This is a genomic window from Kribbella sp. NPDC023972 (assembly GCF_040639075.1).
Lineage (GTDB): Bacteria > Actinomycetota > Actinomycetes > Propionibacteriales > Kribbellaceae > Kribbella.
The window spans coordinates 1,378,382-1,392,126 of sequence record NZ_JBEZZH010000001.1 but is presented as its reverse complement, the minus strand read 5'-3'; the positions used below and the strand labels follow the sequence as shown (position 1 = coordinate 1,392,126).

The 13,745-nt window shown below is 66.9% G+C and carries 12 protein-coding genes; 6 read left to right on the top strand and 6 right to left on the bottom strand.

All coding sequences use genetic code 11. The features are described from left to right. Positions 1-93: 93 nt before the first annotated feature. The 5 genes from AB0F43_RS06465 to tal all read left to right on the top strand — a co-directional run bounded on the left by AB0F43_RS06465 (position 94) and on the right by tal (position 5,859). Positions 94-570 (top strand): hypothetical protein, encoded by a 477-nt coding sequence (locus AB0F43_RS06465; protein WP_360471463.1) that lies wholly within the window; start codon positions 94-96, stop codon positions 568-570. A gap of 1 nt (position 571) precedes the next feature. Further along, positions 572-2,356: a glycoside hydrolase family 15 protein gene (locus AB0F43_RS06460; RefSeq protein WP_360471460.1), complete on the top strand. Its 1,785-nt coding sequence runs from the start codon at positions 572-574 to the stop codon at positions 2,354-2,356. Between the two features lie 155 nt (positions 2,357-2,511). Then, positions 2,512-3,753 (top strand): helix-turn-helix domain-containing protein, encoded by a 1,242-nt coding sequence (locus AB0F43_RS06455; protein WP_360471457.1) that lies wholly within the window; start codon positions 2,512-2,514, stop codon positions 3,751-3,753. Positions 3,754-3,996: 243 nt separating this feature from the next. Beyond that, entirely contained in the window at positions 3,997-4,677 is a 681-nt protein-coding gene (locus AB0F43_RS06450; protein WP_360471456.1) for a hypothetical protein, read from the top strand. Between the two features lie 54 nt (positions 4,678-4,731). After that, positions 4,732-5,859 carry a transaldolase gene (gene tal / locus AB0F43_RS06445; protein ID WP_360471453.1) on the top strand — a complete coding sequence of 376 codons (1,128 nt, stop codon included), beginning with the start codon at positions 4,732-4,734 and terminating at the stop codon, positions 5,857-5,859. A 332-nt stretch (positions 5,860-6,191) separates the two neighbouring features. Here tal and AB0F43_RS06440 read toward each other — a convergent pair whose 3' ends face one another. After that, positions 6,192-6,773, bottom strand: a complete 582-nt coding sequence (locus tag AB0F43_RS06440; RefSeq protein ID WP_360471451.1) for a helix-turn-helix domain-containing protein — start codon at positions 6,771-6,773, stop codon at positions 6,192-6,194. 346 nt (positions 6,774-7,119) lie between these two features. Between AB0F43_RS06440 and AB0F43_RS06435 the strand changes: the two genes are divergently transcribed. Beyond that, on the top strand, positions 7,120-7,734 hold the full coding sequence (locus AB0F43_RS06435; RefSeq protein ID WP_360471448.1) for a VOC family protein: 615 nt from the start codon (positions 7,120-7,122) through the stop codon (positions 7,732-7,734). 371 nt (positions 7,735-8,105) lie between these two features. Here the strand turns inward: AB0F43_RS06435 and AB0F43_RS06430 are convergent, their stop codons facing one another. The 5 genes from AB0F43_RS06430 to AB0F43_RS06410 form a co-directional block, all read right to left on the bottom strand. Beyond that, entirely contained in the window at positions 8,106-8,999 is an 894-nt protein-coding gene (locus AB0F43_RS06430; protein ID WP_360471445.1) for a S41 family peptidase, read from the bottom strand. A gap of 77 nt (positions 9,000-9,076) precedes the next feature. Further along, positions 9,077-10,423 (bottom strand): glycoside hydrolase family 32 protein, encoded by a 1,347-nt coding sequence (locus tag AB0F43_RS06425; protein WP_360471442.1) that lies wholly within the window; start codon positions 10,421-10,423, stop codon positions 9,077-9,079. Then, complete coding sequence (locus tag AB0F43_RS06420) at positions 10,420-11,265, bottom strand: carbohydrate ABC transporter permease (protein ID WP_360471439.1); 846 nt, start codon at positions 11,263-11,265, stop codon at positions 10,420-10,422. Before AB0F43_RS06420 ends, AB0F43_RS06425 begins: the two co-directional genes overlap by 4 nt. After that, positions 11,262-12,194: a sugar ABC transporter permease gene (locus AB0F43_RS06415; protein WP_360471436.1), complete on the bottom strand. Its 933-nt coding sequence runs from the start codon at positions 12,192-12,194 to the stop codon at positions 11,262-11,264. The genes AB0F43_RS06420 and AB0F43_RS06415 overlap by 4 nt, the downstream gene beginning before the upstream one ends. Continuing rightward, on the bottom strand, positions 12,194-13,603 hold the full coding sequence (locus tag AB0F43_RS06410; protein WP_360471434.1) for a sugar ABC transporter substrate-binding protein: 1,410 nt from the start codon (positions 13,601-13,603) through the stop codon (positions 12,194-12,196). The genes AB0F43_RS06415 and AB0F43_RS06410 overlap by 1 nt, the downstream gene beginning before the upstream one ends. Positions 13,604-13,745 lie beyond the last annotated feature (142 nt).

Below are 13,745 nucleotides of genomic sequence, written 5' to 3'. Positions count from 1 at the left end.
ACCGCGCTCTTCTCGCCGGAGCAGCCGCTGCACCGGCAACGACTGGCGGCGCCTTCGACACTCTCGCAGCCGACGAGTCTGACCGGCGATGTCATGGACTGGCTCGGATGGGCGGTCTTCGGGTTGGTGGCCACTTCCGCGCTGACTGCCGTGATGATCACCGCGCAACTGGCAGGCCTCACCAGGCTGGACCTTCCTCTCGTACTCGGCACCCTGGTGACGGAGGACCCCGATCGCGCCCGGGTCGCAGGGTTCCTCATCCACCTGGTCGTCGGCCAGGTGTTCGCGCTTGGATACGCGACCATGTTCGCCCTGCTGCATCGAGCCACCTGGTGGCTGGGCGGGCTGCTTGGGCTCCTGCATGTCGCGGTCGCGCTGATGGTACTGCTCCCAATCCTCCCCGGCTTGCATCCCCGGATGGCGTCGCACCGCGCCGGACCCGCGAGCAGGGCCGTGCTCGAGCCGCCGGGTCTGCTCGCCCTCAACTATGGCGTGCAGACTCCGGCGGTAGCCGTCGCCGCCCACGTTGTCTACGGTGCCGTGCTCGGCCTGCTTCTCCAGGCCCGTTGAGATGAAGCCGATCGCCGACTACGGGCTGCTGGGTGACACCCGCACCGCAGCACTCGTCTCCAGTGACGGTTCACTCGACTGGCTGTGCGTGCCGCGCTTCGACGGCGACCCGATCTTCGGACGACTGGTCGGCGGGCCCGCCGCAGGAAGATTCCGAGTGGGACCGGCCACCGCCGGCACAGTTGTCGAGCGCAAGTACCGCCACCACACCGCAACCCTGGAGACCACCTGGATCACCCCCAACGGCAAGCTGACCCTGACCGAGGCGATGGTGGCAGAGGTAGCCGGACGCCTCTTGCCCGCGACGATCCTGGTGCGGCGACTGTCCGCCGAGGATGGAGCCGTCGAAGCTCTCGCGGAGTTCGATCCCCGCCGCGGTGAGGAGCACAGCCGGCCGCGCAGCCGACGCCGCGGCCAGGATCTCGTCTGCGAGTGGGGCGCGCTGGCCATGTCGCTGAGCTGCGACGCCGTGCCGGCCATCGAGCCCGATAGATCGACGTCCTTCATGGTTACCCCTGAGCGGCCCGTCACGTTCGTCCTCACCGTCGCCCACCGGGAACCGCTGATCCAGGTCGACGTTGCCGCAGGCTGGGCGCTTCTCGCCGACGATGAGGGGCGGTGGCGCGACTGGACCGCTCAGGTCGACCAGGAACTGCCGTTTCGTGAGGAGGTCGTTCGCAGCCTGCTGACGTTGCGCCTGTTGACGTACTCGCCCTCCGGCGCGCCCGTGGCCGCGCCGACGACCTCGCTCCCCGAGGAGTGCGGCGGGGTGCGGAACTGGGACTACCGCTTTGCCTGGCCTCGAGACGCCAGCATAGGGATCGCGGCGTTCCTCGGTGTCGGCATGGTCGACGAAGCCCGAGGGTTCCTGTGGTGGCTGCTGCACGCCAGTCGCCTGCAACGTCCCCGGCTGCCGGTTCTGCTCACGCTGGACGGTCGTCAGGCACCTCCTGAACGTGGCCTGCGAGACTGGCCCGGCTACGCCGGCAGCGTCCCGGTCCGGGTGGGCAACGACGCGGCCCAGCAACACCAACTTGACGGCTACGGATGGATTCTCAACGCTGGCTGGACCCTCGTGCAGGCGGGGCATCCGCTGTACTCCGAAACGTGGCGGGCGATGCGAGGATTCGCCGACCTGGTCGCGCGACGGTGGAGTGAGCCGGACGCCGGCATCTGGGAGGTCCGCGGCGACCAGGTGCATCATGTGCATTCCAAGCTGATGGCATGGCTGGCGCTTGACAGTGCCCTGCGGATCGCCGAGACGCACCGGCTCTCCGACCGCCGGCGACGAGGCTGGCAGGCCGTCCGCGAGGCGATCGGCATCGAGGTCAAGAAGCTGGGTTTCGACACCAGTATCGGTAGCTACACCAGAAGCTACGGGTCGCCAGAGCTCGACGCTGCCCTCCTCATCCTGCCCCGGATCGGACTCGAGGAGAGCGGATCGCCGCGTGTCCGCGGGACAGTGGACGCCATCCGCAGCCGACTGGGTGCCGGGGGTCCCTTGCTCTACCGATATCCCCCCGGTCGAGACGGACTGGCAGGCGGCGAAGGCGCCTTCCTGCCCTGTTCCTTCTGGTTGGTTGACGCGTTGGCTCTTGACGGCCGCGGGCGCGAGGCCGTCGATCTGTTCACCGAACTGATGGACCGCGCCAGCCCATTGGGCCTCTACGCCGAAGAGATGGACCCCGATACCGGCGCGCACCTCGGCAACTACCCGCAGGCGCTGACCCACGCCGCCCTCATCCAGGCCGCTCTTTCCCTCCGAGATCTCCCGCCTGTCTCGTGACGTTCGTGATGACTGCTGGTGCGGCTCCCCGTTGATGGTCGTCCGTACTGCGGCGATCGGCGAACCTGTGACCGGGCTTATGGCCGACGCCCGGCAACGATGCTCTACTGAAGTACGGCCCAGCACCTGCGTCGATTCAGTGTGAGGGGGAGGGGATGAGCGAGACCGGATCGCTGAGGTGGCCGGGCTCCGGCGCCGAGAACAGCGCGGATGAAGCGTGGCTGACGGCGATCGCGCAAGCGGCCGCCGGAGACTCCGAAGCGCCGCTGGAGCTGCTGGTCGAGTACCTCACCCTCCTCGCGGACGCCGCCATCTCGGGGAGGCGGCCCCGTGACCACGAATTGGCGATCGTTCGGGAACTCGGTCGTCGTGCCGCCGAACAGGGCATCCCGGCCGGACGGGTCGCGGACCTGTATCTGTCTGCGGCCTGGCGGATGTGGCGGGACCTTCCTGATGTCGTGCCGTACCGCGACCGGGACACCGTGCGCGCCTCGGCACAGGCGGTACTCCGCGCTGTCGGTGAAGCGATCGCCGTACTCGTCGACAGCTACCAGGTCGCCACCAAGCACCTGATCCGCCAGGAGGAATCGCTGCGGCGCGAACTGGTCGACGACCTGCTGCGCGGCGATCCTGATGTCGCCGGAATGGTCGAGCGCGCCGAGCCTTTCGGGCTCGACCTCGGCCGCCCGCACCAGGTTGTCCTGGCCCGCCCGGCCGATGGTCTCCCCGAGGCCGACGCCAGCGTGAACATGCTGGAAGCCTTCATCCTCGACCGATTTGGGGACCGTGAAGTGCTCGTGGCCACCAAAGAGGGACTCCTCGTGGTGCTGATCCCGGCGACGACCCCCAGTACCGCCCCGCGCACCGTCAATCAGGGCGTGGGGACGCTGATACACGACGCGTTGATCCGGCACCGCTCGGGCCGCGAATGGCGCGTCTCGACGGGCCGGCCCTATCCCGGCTCGTACGGCATCGCCCGCTCGTATGAAGAGGCGCGGGAGGCGCTGACGCTGGCTGACCGGCTGCGACTCGACACTCCTGTCGTCGACGCACAGGACATGCTCGTCTACAGGGTCTTGGTCCGCGATCAGGCCGCAATCGTCGATCTCATCCAGGCCGTGCTCACCCCGTTGACCGGCGCTCGCGGGGGCGCGGAGCCATTGCTGCGAACCCTCGAGGCGTACTTCGCGACCGGCGAAGTCGCCACTGACGCGGCCCGCCGTCTGAACGTGTCGGTCCGCACCGTCACCTACCGGCTGACAAAGGTCAGGGAACTCACGGGCCACGATCCGGGTGATCCTGGTCAGCGGTTCATTCTGCACATCGCCGTTCTGGGCGCGCGCCTGCTCGACTGGCCCTCGCGTGATCTCCCTCGCGGAGCGGATGCCCTCTCCTAGCCGCCCCGGCGGGAGCCCTTCTTTGCCGGGGCTCGGCGATCAGGACGGCCTCAGTTGGCCGATCAACGCCGTACCCGTCCCGGACCGGCAGCGGCATAGTCGTAGCTGCACGGAGAGGGAGGTTGTCGTGGATCAATCAGTCTTTCCCCGACCCGACGCCACGGTGCGGGAGAACACGCCATGAGGGCCTATCGGGTCGTTTGGGTGCTCTTCTCTGGTGTGCTGGGCGCGCTGGGTGCAGTCATGGCGCTCGCCTGGTCACTCTCGAGCGTCATTCTGATGCTTATCCTCGCGGCCCTCACGGGGGCTGTCGTGGCCATGGTCAGTTTGGCGGACCCCAACGGTCCCACCCGGCATCCGCGGGATCGACGGCGGATAGTGGCCGCCAGCACAGTCCTCACCGGGGTTGGCACGGTCTCCTTCGTCGGCCTGGGTACGCTGCTAGGCGCTCCGACAGCGGTGCTACTGCTCGCGATCATCGTCGGCGGATCCCCTTACGCGATTCGCTACTGCGTTCGCTGGCTCACCGAACACGGACACCTGGCCGGCCCGGCAGCTCAACCTCATCGTGCCGAGCGCTCGTCAAGGACCGCGATGTCCCCCGTCCCGGAGATCGGACCAGACGACGCGTCCAAGCCTGGCGTCGCGCCTGAGGCCCTGAGCGACGAAGCCCTCTGCCTGGCCTGGCGGGCAAGCTTCTCGGCCTTGCAGAGGGCCAGTTCGCCGACGCAACGGTCGCGGGTCGTCGAGGAGCGTCGGGCGTATCTCGACGAGATCGAGCGTCGTACCGCCAACGGCATGGCAGCGTGGCTGGCGTCTGGAGCGAGAGCAGCTGGAGACCCCAGCAGGTTCGTCCTCGGAGACAGCGCGGTAGGTCGTGCACGGATCGACTGGGACGACCTGCTCCTTGACATGGACAAGTAACCAATCACATCTCGATAGCCGCAGCTGGCGGATGCCAGGGAAACCGGGTGCAGGATGACCAAACTGGAACACCTCTACGCCGACTATGGCCAGAGCCCGTGGCTGGACAATCTCACCCGCGCCTCTCTGCGCGACGGCACCCTTGCGCGTATGGTCGACGACGGGATTCGAGGTGTCACCGCCAACCCGACCATCTTCGCCAGGAGCATCTCCGGGTCGCACGACTACGACGAACAGTTCTCACAGCTGATCGCGGCCGGCAGTTCGGTGGACGAGGCGTACTGGGAGCTCGTCATCGAAGACGCCAGTCAAGCCCTCGCCGTACTGCGGCCGCTGTTCGACGCGAGCAACTCCGCTGACGGATTCGTCTCGGTAGAGGTGTCTCCTGAGCTCGCACACGACGCTCCGGCGACGATCGCCGCTGCCCGGTGGCTCAGCAGGCGGATCAACCAACCCAACCTGCTCGTCAAGATTCCGGCCACCGACGAAGGCGTCACCGCGTTCGAGACGCTGACAGCCGAGGGAAGTAGCATCAACGTCACGCTGTTGTTCTCCCTGTCCCGATACGCTCAGATCATCGAGGCCTACCAGTCCGGGCTGGAGAGGTTCACCGCGAACGGTGGCGACCCGACCACCGTCAACAGCGTCGCATCGTTCTTCGTCAGCCGGGTCGATGTCGAGGTCGACCGGCGCCTCGAAGCGATGGGGACTGAGGAGGTGCTCGCGCTGCGCGGCCAGGCTGCGGTGGCTCAAGCCAAGCTGGCCTACAAACTGTTCACCGACCGATTCTCCACCGACCGTTGGCAGCGGCTTGGTCGGTTGGGCGCTGACGTCCAGCGGCCATTGTGGGCCTCGACGTCCAACAAGAGTCCAGAGGCTCGCGACACACGCTACGTCGACGAGCTCATCGGCCTCGACACGGTCACGACCTTGCCAGAGGCAACGATCACGGCATTCGAGGATCACGGCACACTGGCCCGGACCGTCGACACCGACCTGCCGCGAGCCTCGGAGCTGATGTCTCGGCTGGCGGGGCTGGGTATTGACATGGACGACGTCGGTCGCACCCTCGAGGAGAACGGCATCGCCGCCTTCGACGCGGCGTACGACGACGTGCTGACCGGTCTGTTCGGATTGACCGGAGTCCCCACCACCCCGCCGGGTAGGAGAATCCAGGTCTGAGGGAAGACGGGGCGTATCCAGCGAATCGACCGCTGATCAGCGAGCCGTCCCCGCGCTCGGCGCCTTCAGCTGGATGGTCCTCCGGATCCCCAAAGGGGTAGGCGAATCAGTGCCCTCCGCCAAGTAGGGGCCTGAGGCGCACCTGCGCCCACTCCCGCCAGCTCCTGCGGACGCTCACTGGGATGGTCGTGCTGATGTCGGTGTTGGCTTGTTGGACCGGACACCTGCGACCGTGACGACGCGGAGCGCAGCTCGTGGCAGGCCTCCGCAGTACTCCTGGAAGTGCGGCTCGTCCCCACTCGCGGCCTCACCGAACCGCTGCGGTGCCGGCTCTAGTCTCTGGGCTGCGTAACTGCAGGAGTCAGGAGTGCCACGGCGCGGTCCATCCAACCGTCGCGCGGCGAGCCGAACCTGAGAAGCTCTGCGAGGTAGGCGCCGATCAGTAGGCCAAGGACCGTGTCAGGATCCACGGTCGCGTGGAGTCGGCCACTCTTGATGTCGAGATTCATCAATTCGGTGAGCGAACTCAACCGGTTGGCCAGTCGTGCGCGAACTGCGGTGGTGAACTCGGGATCGCTGTTGGCGATGATGGCCGCGGTGGCGCCGGGACCGAGTCGGTTCTCCAGGATGTCTCTGATCCTGTCGAGAACCCACCGCAGCTTCTCGCTGACCGGGAGGTCGGGTGCCACGGGAGCGGGGTCGATCAGCTGCTCCAGGATCGCGTTCATCAGTTCATCTCGGCCGCGATAGCGGCGGTAGATCGTCGTGCGGGCCACGCCGGACCGGGCCGCGACCGAATCGATGTTCACCGCGGCGGGCCCCTTCTCGCGAAGCAACTCGCGTGCCGCCTGGAGGATGCGCTGATCGGTCGACTCGAGGCGGGGCCGGCCGCGACCGGTCGTGCTGTGGGGCATGGCTTCAGTCTGCCGGGAATAGCTCCGCATCTATTTAAGCTACATTGTATGTAGCGGTAATTCTGATGTGAAGGAGAACGCGAGCATGACGACGTACGACGGAAGCGACTTCGTCCTTTGCCGTCACGCCGCGAGGGGCACGCGTGGGTCGTCGCGATGGCGGCGAGTATGAGCGTTGGAGACCGCGGCAGGCGCTCACGGAAGTGCCAGAGCTGGACCACCGCAACAGACCGGGTCGCGCCTCCGTGACGCACGCCGCTCCAGCTACCGGATCTGCCGATGACAGGGCCTGCGGTGGCGGGCATGCTGGGTCTGTCCCACCCGCGTTGCTGGCTGTGGAGGGCGCATGCTGATCGATCACCTCATCTATGCCCATCCCGACCTCGACACTGCTGTGGCCGACATCCATCGCCGCTTCGGTGTCGAGGCCAGCGGGGGCGGCAACCACCCGGGCCGAGGCACGCACAACAAGCTGCTTGCGTTGGGGCCGAGGACCTACCTGGAGCTCATCGCCCCGGACCCCCGCCAGCCGGCCCCGGCGACGCCGCGGCCTTACGGAGTTGAGGGCATCACCCAGGGCGGTCTGGTCGGATGGGTGATCGCGGTCGAAGACATCGAGGCCGCGCGCACGTACGCGCGCTCGCACGGATTCGACCCCGGCCCAGTGATGGACGGGCACCGGGAGGACGCAACCGGCAGGCTTCTGCACTGGCGGGCGACCGCCAATGCTCAGGTCGCCGGCCCGATTCCGTTCCTGATCAATTGGGGAGGCACCCGCCACCCGGCGGTCGATGCACCAGTCGGCCTCACCCTGCGCTCCCTGTCGGTGGAACACCCTCGGCCGGCCGAGATCAGGACGGCGTTGGCTGCGCTGGGCGCCGACGTGGAGGTCCGCCGAGCACCTCGCCCCGCCCTGGTGGCTCGGATCGACGGCCCCCATGGCGACGGGGAACTGCGCTGACGAGCACGACTGAGCCGGCGATCCAAAGTGCACTGCAATACCCAGACAGCGTGCGCTGCGGGCATCCGCACGTCCCGCGTTCCGCGCGGTCATGCCTTGAGGACGTCGCCATTCGGCTCGATGACGCCTCGCCGGTCACGATCGACTGGCTCACACCGCGAGGCATAGTGCTTGAGGAACACCTGACCGACCAGCTCGCCGCGACTGCCGACACCGGTCTCCCGTGGCGACAGCCCGTAGGCCCGTGGCCGAGGAGGACCCGGTGCGGGAGTTGTGGTTGTTCCGGTGGGGCTTTACCGAACCTTGTCAGGTTGGGGCAGTGCGCGTCTTCGGGTCGCGCGCTCAGGTGAGCGCCAGCAGCACCGCCGGAGCTATGCGCCGAGGCGTCCGAGTGCGGCCTTGAGTGCCGCGTCGAGTGCTTGGTCGGCCGGGACGGATAGATCGGGGATCACTCCGACGCCTTCCCAGTTGGTGCCGGTAACGGTGTTGATGGTCCGGGCGGTCGGCACGGTCACGAGGATGTGTTCGGTGACCGCGTGGCGTGCCGTCGGATGCGCGCCGCCACGTGTGGTCTCACCCACCAGGACGGCCCGGCCGTGTGCCTGAAGGGTGTACGCCACGTCCTCGCCCCCAGAGAACGTGATCGGACTGGTGAGCACATAGACCGGGCGGTCCGCATAGCGCGGGGCAGGAAGGTGTGCGGTGGTCCAGAACTGGCGGGTGGCACCGGTGGACCGCTCGTAAATGTCGTTGAGGTGAACCTGGTCGTCGGGGAAGAAGTAGCTGCACCACATCGCGGCCCCCTCTGGTGCCCCGCCCCGACAGGCGCGCAGGTCCAGAATGAGCGCAGAGCTGTGGGCGACCAGTTGCATGGCCGCGCCGATCGCGCTGGCACCCTCGTCGGCGTACGCGATGCGCCGGATGTCGATGAGCCCGACGTTCCCGTCCAAGTGCTCAACTCGGCGGATTCCCTGGTTCTCCGCCCTGAGCAGCGCGAGGAACGCGTTCCGCCCATCATCCGCGTCCGCCGGATCCAGAGACTGCGGTTCGTCCACCCAGAGCATCCGCAGGTGCTTGTCCGGGCACACCTCCTGAAGGTGCTTGGTCACCAGCTGGCAGAGCACCGGCCCGGCTAGTTCGTCGTACTGCCCGGCGGCGAGACGGCGCCGGATCGCGGCGCCGATCTCTATTGTCATCTCGGGAAAGACGTACCCTGCGTCGATTCTGTCCAGGGCCTGTCCGATGATCTGTTCGTTTGTGGGCACAGCGGGCCACGCTAGACCGCGAGCAGCCTCACAGCCAGCGATTTTCGTTCCCGGTGACTGGCCCCGGCATCAGGGGCTCAGCGTGCAAGTGTCCAGTGCCGCGCGTTGGGCGGGGCTTCGATTCGCCAAGGGGGCGGGGTTGTCGGGTAGTGCCGGGTGCTGAGTACGCGGCCGGCGCTGGTGAAGACCTCGACTACGGAGCCGTCGAGAAAGACTCGGGCTGCCGGGCGCTCAGAGGTCCGGTCGAACGCGTCGGTTGCCTGCATCCATCCATCATGGGCATGTGGATCGAGGCCAGCCTGGCCGCGGTTGATCGCGAGGGTGTTGGCTGCCTCGTCGAGCTCGATCTCGAGGCGTTCCTGGTCGTCGAAGTGTACGACGACTCGCCCGGACCCTCTCGGTACTTCGATCTCGCAGTGCGGAGTTGTCCTGGCTCCGTCGGCGGCCGACCCCGATCCGGTGCGGAGACTGTCGACGGTGGGAACCGGTGCACTGCGCAGTGAGGAGTCCGCGCCGAGCCAGACGACCCGGGGAAGTGAGATGACGCCGGCCCAGCCGTCGGTCCAGCCGGGGCTGTCGCGCCCTTCGGTCAGCCAGCCGAAGAGCAGAGGGCCGAACCTGCTGTCACGCAGTGCCGATGCCGCGTAGAAGTTGGTGCCATGGTCGACACGATGTGGGTTCGCCGGGGTGTCCACGTCGAACGACAGCACCTGGTTGGGGCCACCTTCAGGTGACCACGACGAGACGACGGCAATCCGGCGACCGTCCAGCGTGAGTACCTGTGGGCATTCCCAGGCGGCTCCGGTATCTTCGCCGGCCGCGTGACTTCGCGGCAGTTCTGCGAGTGCCCCTTCGGCCGTCCAATCCTGCAGGTCGGTCGAGCGGTACAGCGCGATGCTCGCGCCTCGGTCGGTGTAGCCAGCGCCGACGGCCATCCACCATGCCTGGTGCTCACGCCACACGAACGGGTCGCGGAACATGATCGCCTGTTCGGACGGCAGGGGGTCGGGGATCGACTGGCGGGGTGGACCGAAGCTGTTACCACCGTCGTCGGAGACAGCGGTGAGCACTGATTGGTAAGGGCGGCCGTCAATCCGTCCTGAATAGAAGGCGCGGATCCGGTCGCCATCGCGCACAGTGTTGCCGGACCAGCAGCCGTCGCGGTCCGGCCCGCCGGGCAGCGGGGCCATCGCGGGCCGGTGCAGTGTCCATCGGACGTAGTCGGACGAGGTCGCGTGGCCCCATTCGACCGGTACATCTAGGTCGAGCGTCGGGCGGAACTGGAAGTACAGGTGTACGTCGCGGCCCACTTCGATCGGCCCGTTCGGGTCGTTGATGTATCCGCGGGGCGGCCGGAGATGGAATGCCGGGCGGTGGTGTGCCACCGTCTCGGCTGACCGGGGCGCGGAATGGGTCTGGGTCACCGTGATGCTCCTGCCGTGATACCTGAGATGAAATACCTCTGCGCGACGATGAACAGCACTACGCTCGGGAGGATGGCGAGCACCACGCCTGCCAGCACCACCGAGATCGATCCGGTGCCCAGATTCCCTTGGAGACCGACCAGACCGAGCGGCAGCGTGAAGTTGTCCTGGGTCTGCAGGAAGATCAGCGGCCGGTAGAACTCCGCCCAGAAGCCGGAGAAGTTCAGGATCGCGAGGGTGGCGATCGCCGGGCCGGCCATCTTGGCGTAGATCAGCAGGAACGTCTGGAAGTGGCCGGCCCCGTCGATCCGGGCCGCCTCGCCGAGTTCCTTGGGCATCTGCATGAAGTACTGGCGCATCAGGAACGTGCCGAAGGCGCTGCCGAGCGCCGACACCACCAGGGACATCGGGCTGTCCGACAGCCCGAGGTACCGGATGATCACGAACACCGGGATGATGATCGTCTGCAGCGGCACCATCATTGTCGCGAGGAAGATGCCGAAGATCACGGAGCGGCCGGGGAAGCTGACCATCGCGAACGCGTAGCCGGACAGCGTGCAGGTGATGGTCTGGCCAACGACGATCAGCCCGGTCACGATCACGCTGTTGACGAAGAACCGGCCGATCGGGATTCGGTCGAACACCGCGCTGTAGTTGGAGAAGTCCGGGTGCAACGGTATCCACTCCGGTGGGTTGCTGAACGCCTCGGCCGGGGTGCGCAGCGACGTGGTGACCGTCCACAGCAAGGGGCCGAGGGCAACCATTGCCGCGACGATCAACACCGCGATTCCTGTGATCCGGCCGATACGGGCGATTGTTGCTGTCGTCTGGATCGTGCTCATTGGTAGAACACCAGCTTCCGTGCCGCGAGGAACTGCAACCCGGTGATGGCCAGGATCGCCGCCAGCAGGGCGATGGCGATCGCCGAGCCGTACCCGAACTGCAGGTCCTGGAAGCCCTTCTGGTACATCGAGATCGTCACCGTCGTGGTCGCCGATCCCGGCCCGCCCTTGGTCATGATGTACGGCTGGTCGAACAGTTGCATCGCGTTGATCAGGGCGACCACCGCCGCGAACAGGATGGTCGGACTGATGAGCGGGACCTTGATCCGGAACAGGGTGCGTAGGGCCCCGGCGCCGTCGATCTGCGCGGCCTCCAGGACGTCCGTGGGCACCGACATCAAGGCGGCGACGAAGAGCACGAACGTGAACCCGGCCTGTTGCCACACGGTGATCAGCACGATGGTGGTGGCCGCGCCGAACCCGCTGGTCAGCCAGGGCACGTTCGAGATCCCGAGCAGCCCGAGGTAGTAGTTGACGACGCCGAACTGGTAGTCGAACAGGTAGCCCATGAAGATCGACACGGCGGCTGTCGACGCCAGCAGGGGCAGGTAGAACGCGGTCCGGAACAGGGTCCGCACCCACACCAGCTTGCGCTGGTTGGCCAGGACCGCCAGGCCGAGGCCGATGGTCAGTTGGAGTACGACGATGGCGAGCGACATTCCGAGCGTCACGCCGAAGGACTTGAGGACCGGGCCGTCGTTGAACAGCCGTTGGTAGTTCTTCAGCCCGACGAACTGCGGGTCCGAGATGACGTCCCAGGAGAAGAACGACAGCCCGAGCGAGGCGACGATCGGGATGGCGGTGAACACCGCGACGAACAGGACGGACAGCCCGATCATCGCGAAGCCGAAGGGGGCCTCCCGGTGGGAGGAGGGATGCCCCCGCCGCTTCGTCGCGGTGGCCCGCACTTCAGCGGTGACGGCGGACATCAACTGGCCCCCGCGGCCTTCTCCAGGTCGGCCTGCAGCCCGTCCAGGGCCGCCTTGGCGTTGCCGGAGGAGATTGCCTGGGTGGTCCGCTGGTTGAGCGCCGTCGCGAGGGCGTTGTAGTACGGCGGTGCCGGGATCGGGGCCGTGTCAGGGTGCTTGGTCAGCGTGTCGTAGAACACCGACCAGTGCTTCGGACCGGTCTTCGCGTACCGCTCGGCCGTCACCAGGGACTTGCGGCCGGGCGTCGTCACGTTCCCGGGGAAGACCAGATCGAACGACTCCGGCTTCACCAGCAGCTTCAGGACCTCCCAGGCGAGATCCTTCTTCTTCGAGGACTTGAAGATGGCGTACCCGCCCGCACCGAACAGGTGCCGCTGGCTCTTCCACTTCGGGAACATCGTGACGTCGAAGCTGCCGTTCTTCATCCCGGCGTTGGTCAGGCCGCCGGCCCAGAAGCCGCCACCGATCGACATGCCGATCCGGTTCGAGGCGAACAGGCCCTGCAGCGTGCCGCCGCCACCGACGTCGGGCGACGGTGACAGTCCCTTCTTGGTCAGCTCGATCATGTAGTTGAGCGCCTCGACGGTGCCCTCGGAATTGGCGGTGGGCGCACCCCACTTCCAGCCGCCCTGACGACCCGCGGCGGCCGGGTTGCCGGCGTACGCCTTGCTCCACAGCCAGTCGCCGCCGTCGTACTTGCCCTCCTCGAGGAGGTTGGCGTTGTTGGCGTACATGAACGACGTCCAGCTGCCCCACAGCCGCACGACCCAGCCGTAGGCGTTGATGCCCTTGAACTTGGCGATCTTGGTCGCGGCCGACTCGAAATCCTCGAGCGTCCAGTCGTCGCTCGGCGGCGCGACCCCGGCGCGCTGGAACAGGCTGGTGCTGTAGAACATGTTCCCGGCGTTGAAGCTGTCCGGCAGCTCCCAGAGATGGCCCTGGTACATCATCGACTCGATCAGCGCCGGGTGGATGTCGGTGAAGTAGTCCTTCAGCGCGTCCAGGTCCTTGGTGACGTAGTCGTCGAGCGGAATGGCCAGTTCCTTCGACGCCATCAGCTGCAGGCCCTCGGTGGCGACGCTGATGATGTCGGGCGGGGTGCCGGCGGCGACCTGGGTGAGCACCTTGGCGAGGAAGTCGTTCCAGTCGGTGCCGTTGATGGCCGAGATCTCGAACTTGATGCTGGAGTCCAGCTTGGTGATCTGCGGCTGCAACCTGTTCTGGAGTTCGGTCGCGCTCGCCTGCTCACCGAAGTACAGCATCTTGAGCGTCTTCGACGACGAGCCGCCGCCGCTGCTGTTGCCGCAGGCGGCCAGATCGGCCAGCGCTGCCAGCCCGAGTCCGCCGGCCCCGGCCTTCAGCAGGGTACGGCGAGCGATCGAGTTACCCGGTGAATGGATGCCTGTCATGGGTCTGCCTCCTTGACCGCTGAGTGGCCCGGCTCGCCACCCAATACGTATTGAGCGGGGAGATTAGCAGCGGCGTACGCTGGGGCGCAATACGTATTGGCCCGATCTGTGATACTGAATGTTCTTGACCGCTGCAACGTCG

Bases quoted from the DNA above. Each gene is read 5' to 3' on its own strand.
- AB0F43_RS06465 (WP_360471463.1), top strand. From the start codon at position 94: ATGGACTGGCTCGGATGGGCGGTCTTCGGGTTGGTGGCCACTTCCGCG.
- AB0F43_RS06460 (WP_360471460.1), top strand. From the start codon at position 572: ATGAAGCCGATCGCCGACTACGGGCTGCTGGGTGACACCCGCACCGCA.
- AB0F43_RS06455 (WP_360471457.1), top strand. From the start codon at position 2,512: ATGAGCGAGACCGGATCGCTGAGGTGGCCGGGCTCCGGCGCCGAGAAC.
- AB0F43_RS06450 (WP_360471456.1), top strand. From the start codon at position 3,997: ATGGCGCTCGCCTGGTCACTCTCGAGCGTCATTCTGATGCTTATCCTC.
- tal (WP_360471453.1), top strand. From the start codon at position 4,732: ATGACCAAACTGGAACACCTCTACGCCGACTATGGCCAGAGCCCGTGG.
- AB0F43_RS06440 (WP_360471451.1), bottom strand. From the start codon at position 6,773: ATGCCCCACAGCACGACCGGTCGCGGCCGGCCCCGCCTCGAGTCGACC.
- AB0F43_RS06435 (WP_360471448.1), top strand. From the start codon at position 7,120: ATGCTGATCGATCACCTCATCTATGCCCATCCCGACCTCGACACTGCT.
- AB0F43_RS06420 (WP_360471439.1), bottom strand. From the start codon at position 11,265: ATGAGCACGATCCAGACGACAGCAACAATCGCCCGTATCGGCCGGATC.
- AB0F43_RS06415 (WP_360471436.1), bottom strand. From the start codon at position 12,194: ATGTCCGCCGTCACCGCTGAAGTGCGGGCCACCGCGACGAAGCGGCGG.
- AB0F43_RS06410 (WP_360471434.1), bottom strand. From the start codon at position 13,603: ATGACAGGCATCCATTCACCGGGTAACTCGATCGCTCGCCGTACCCTG.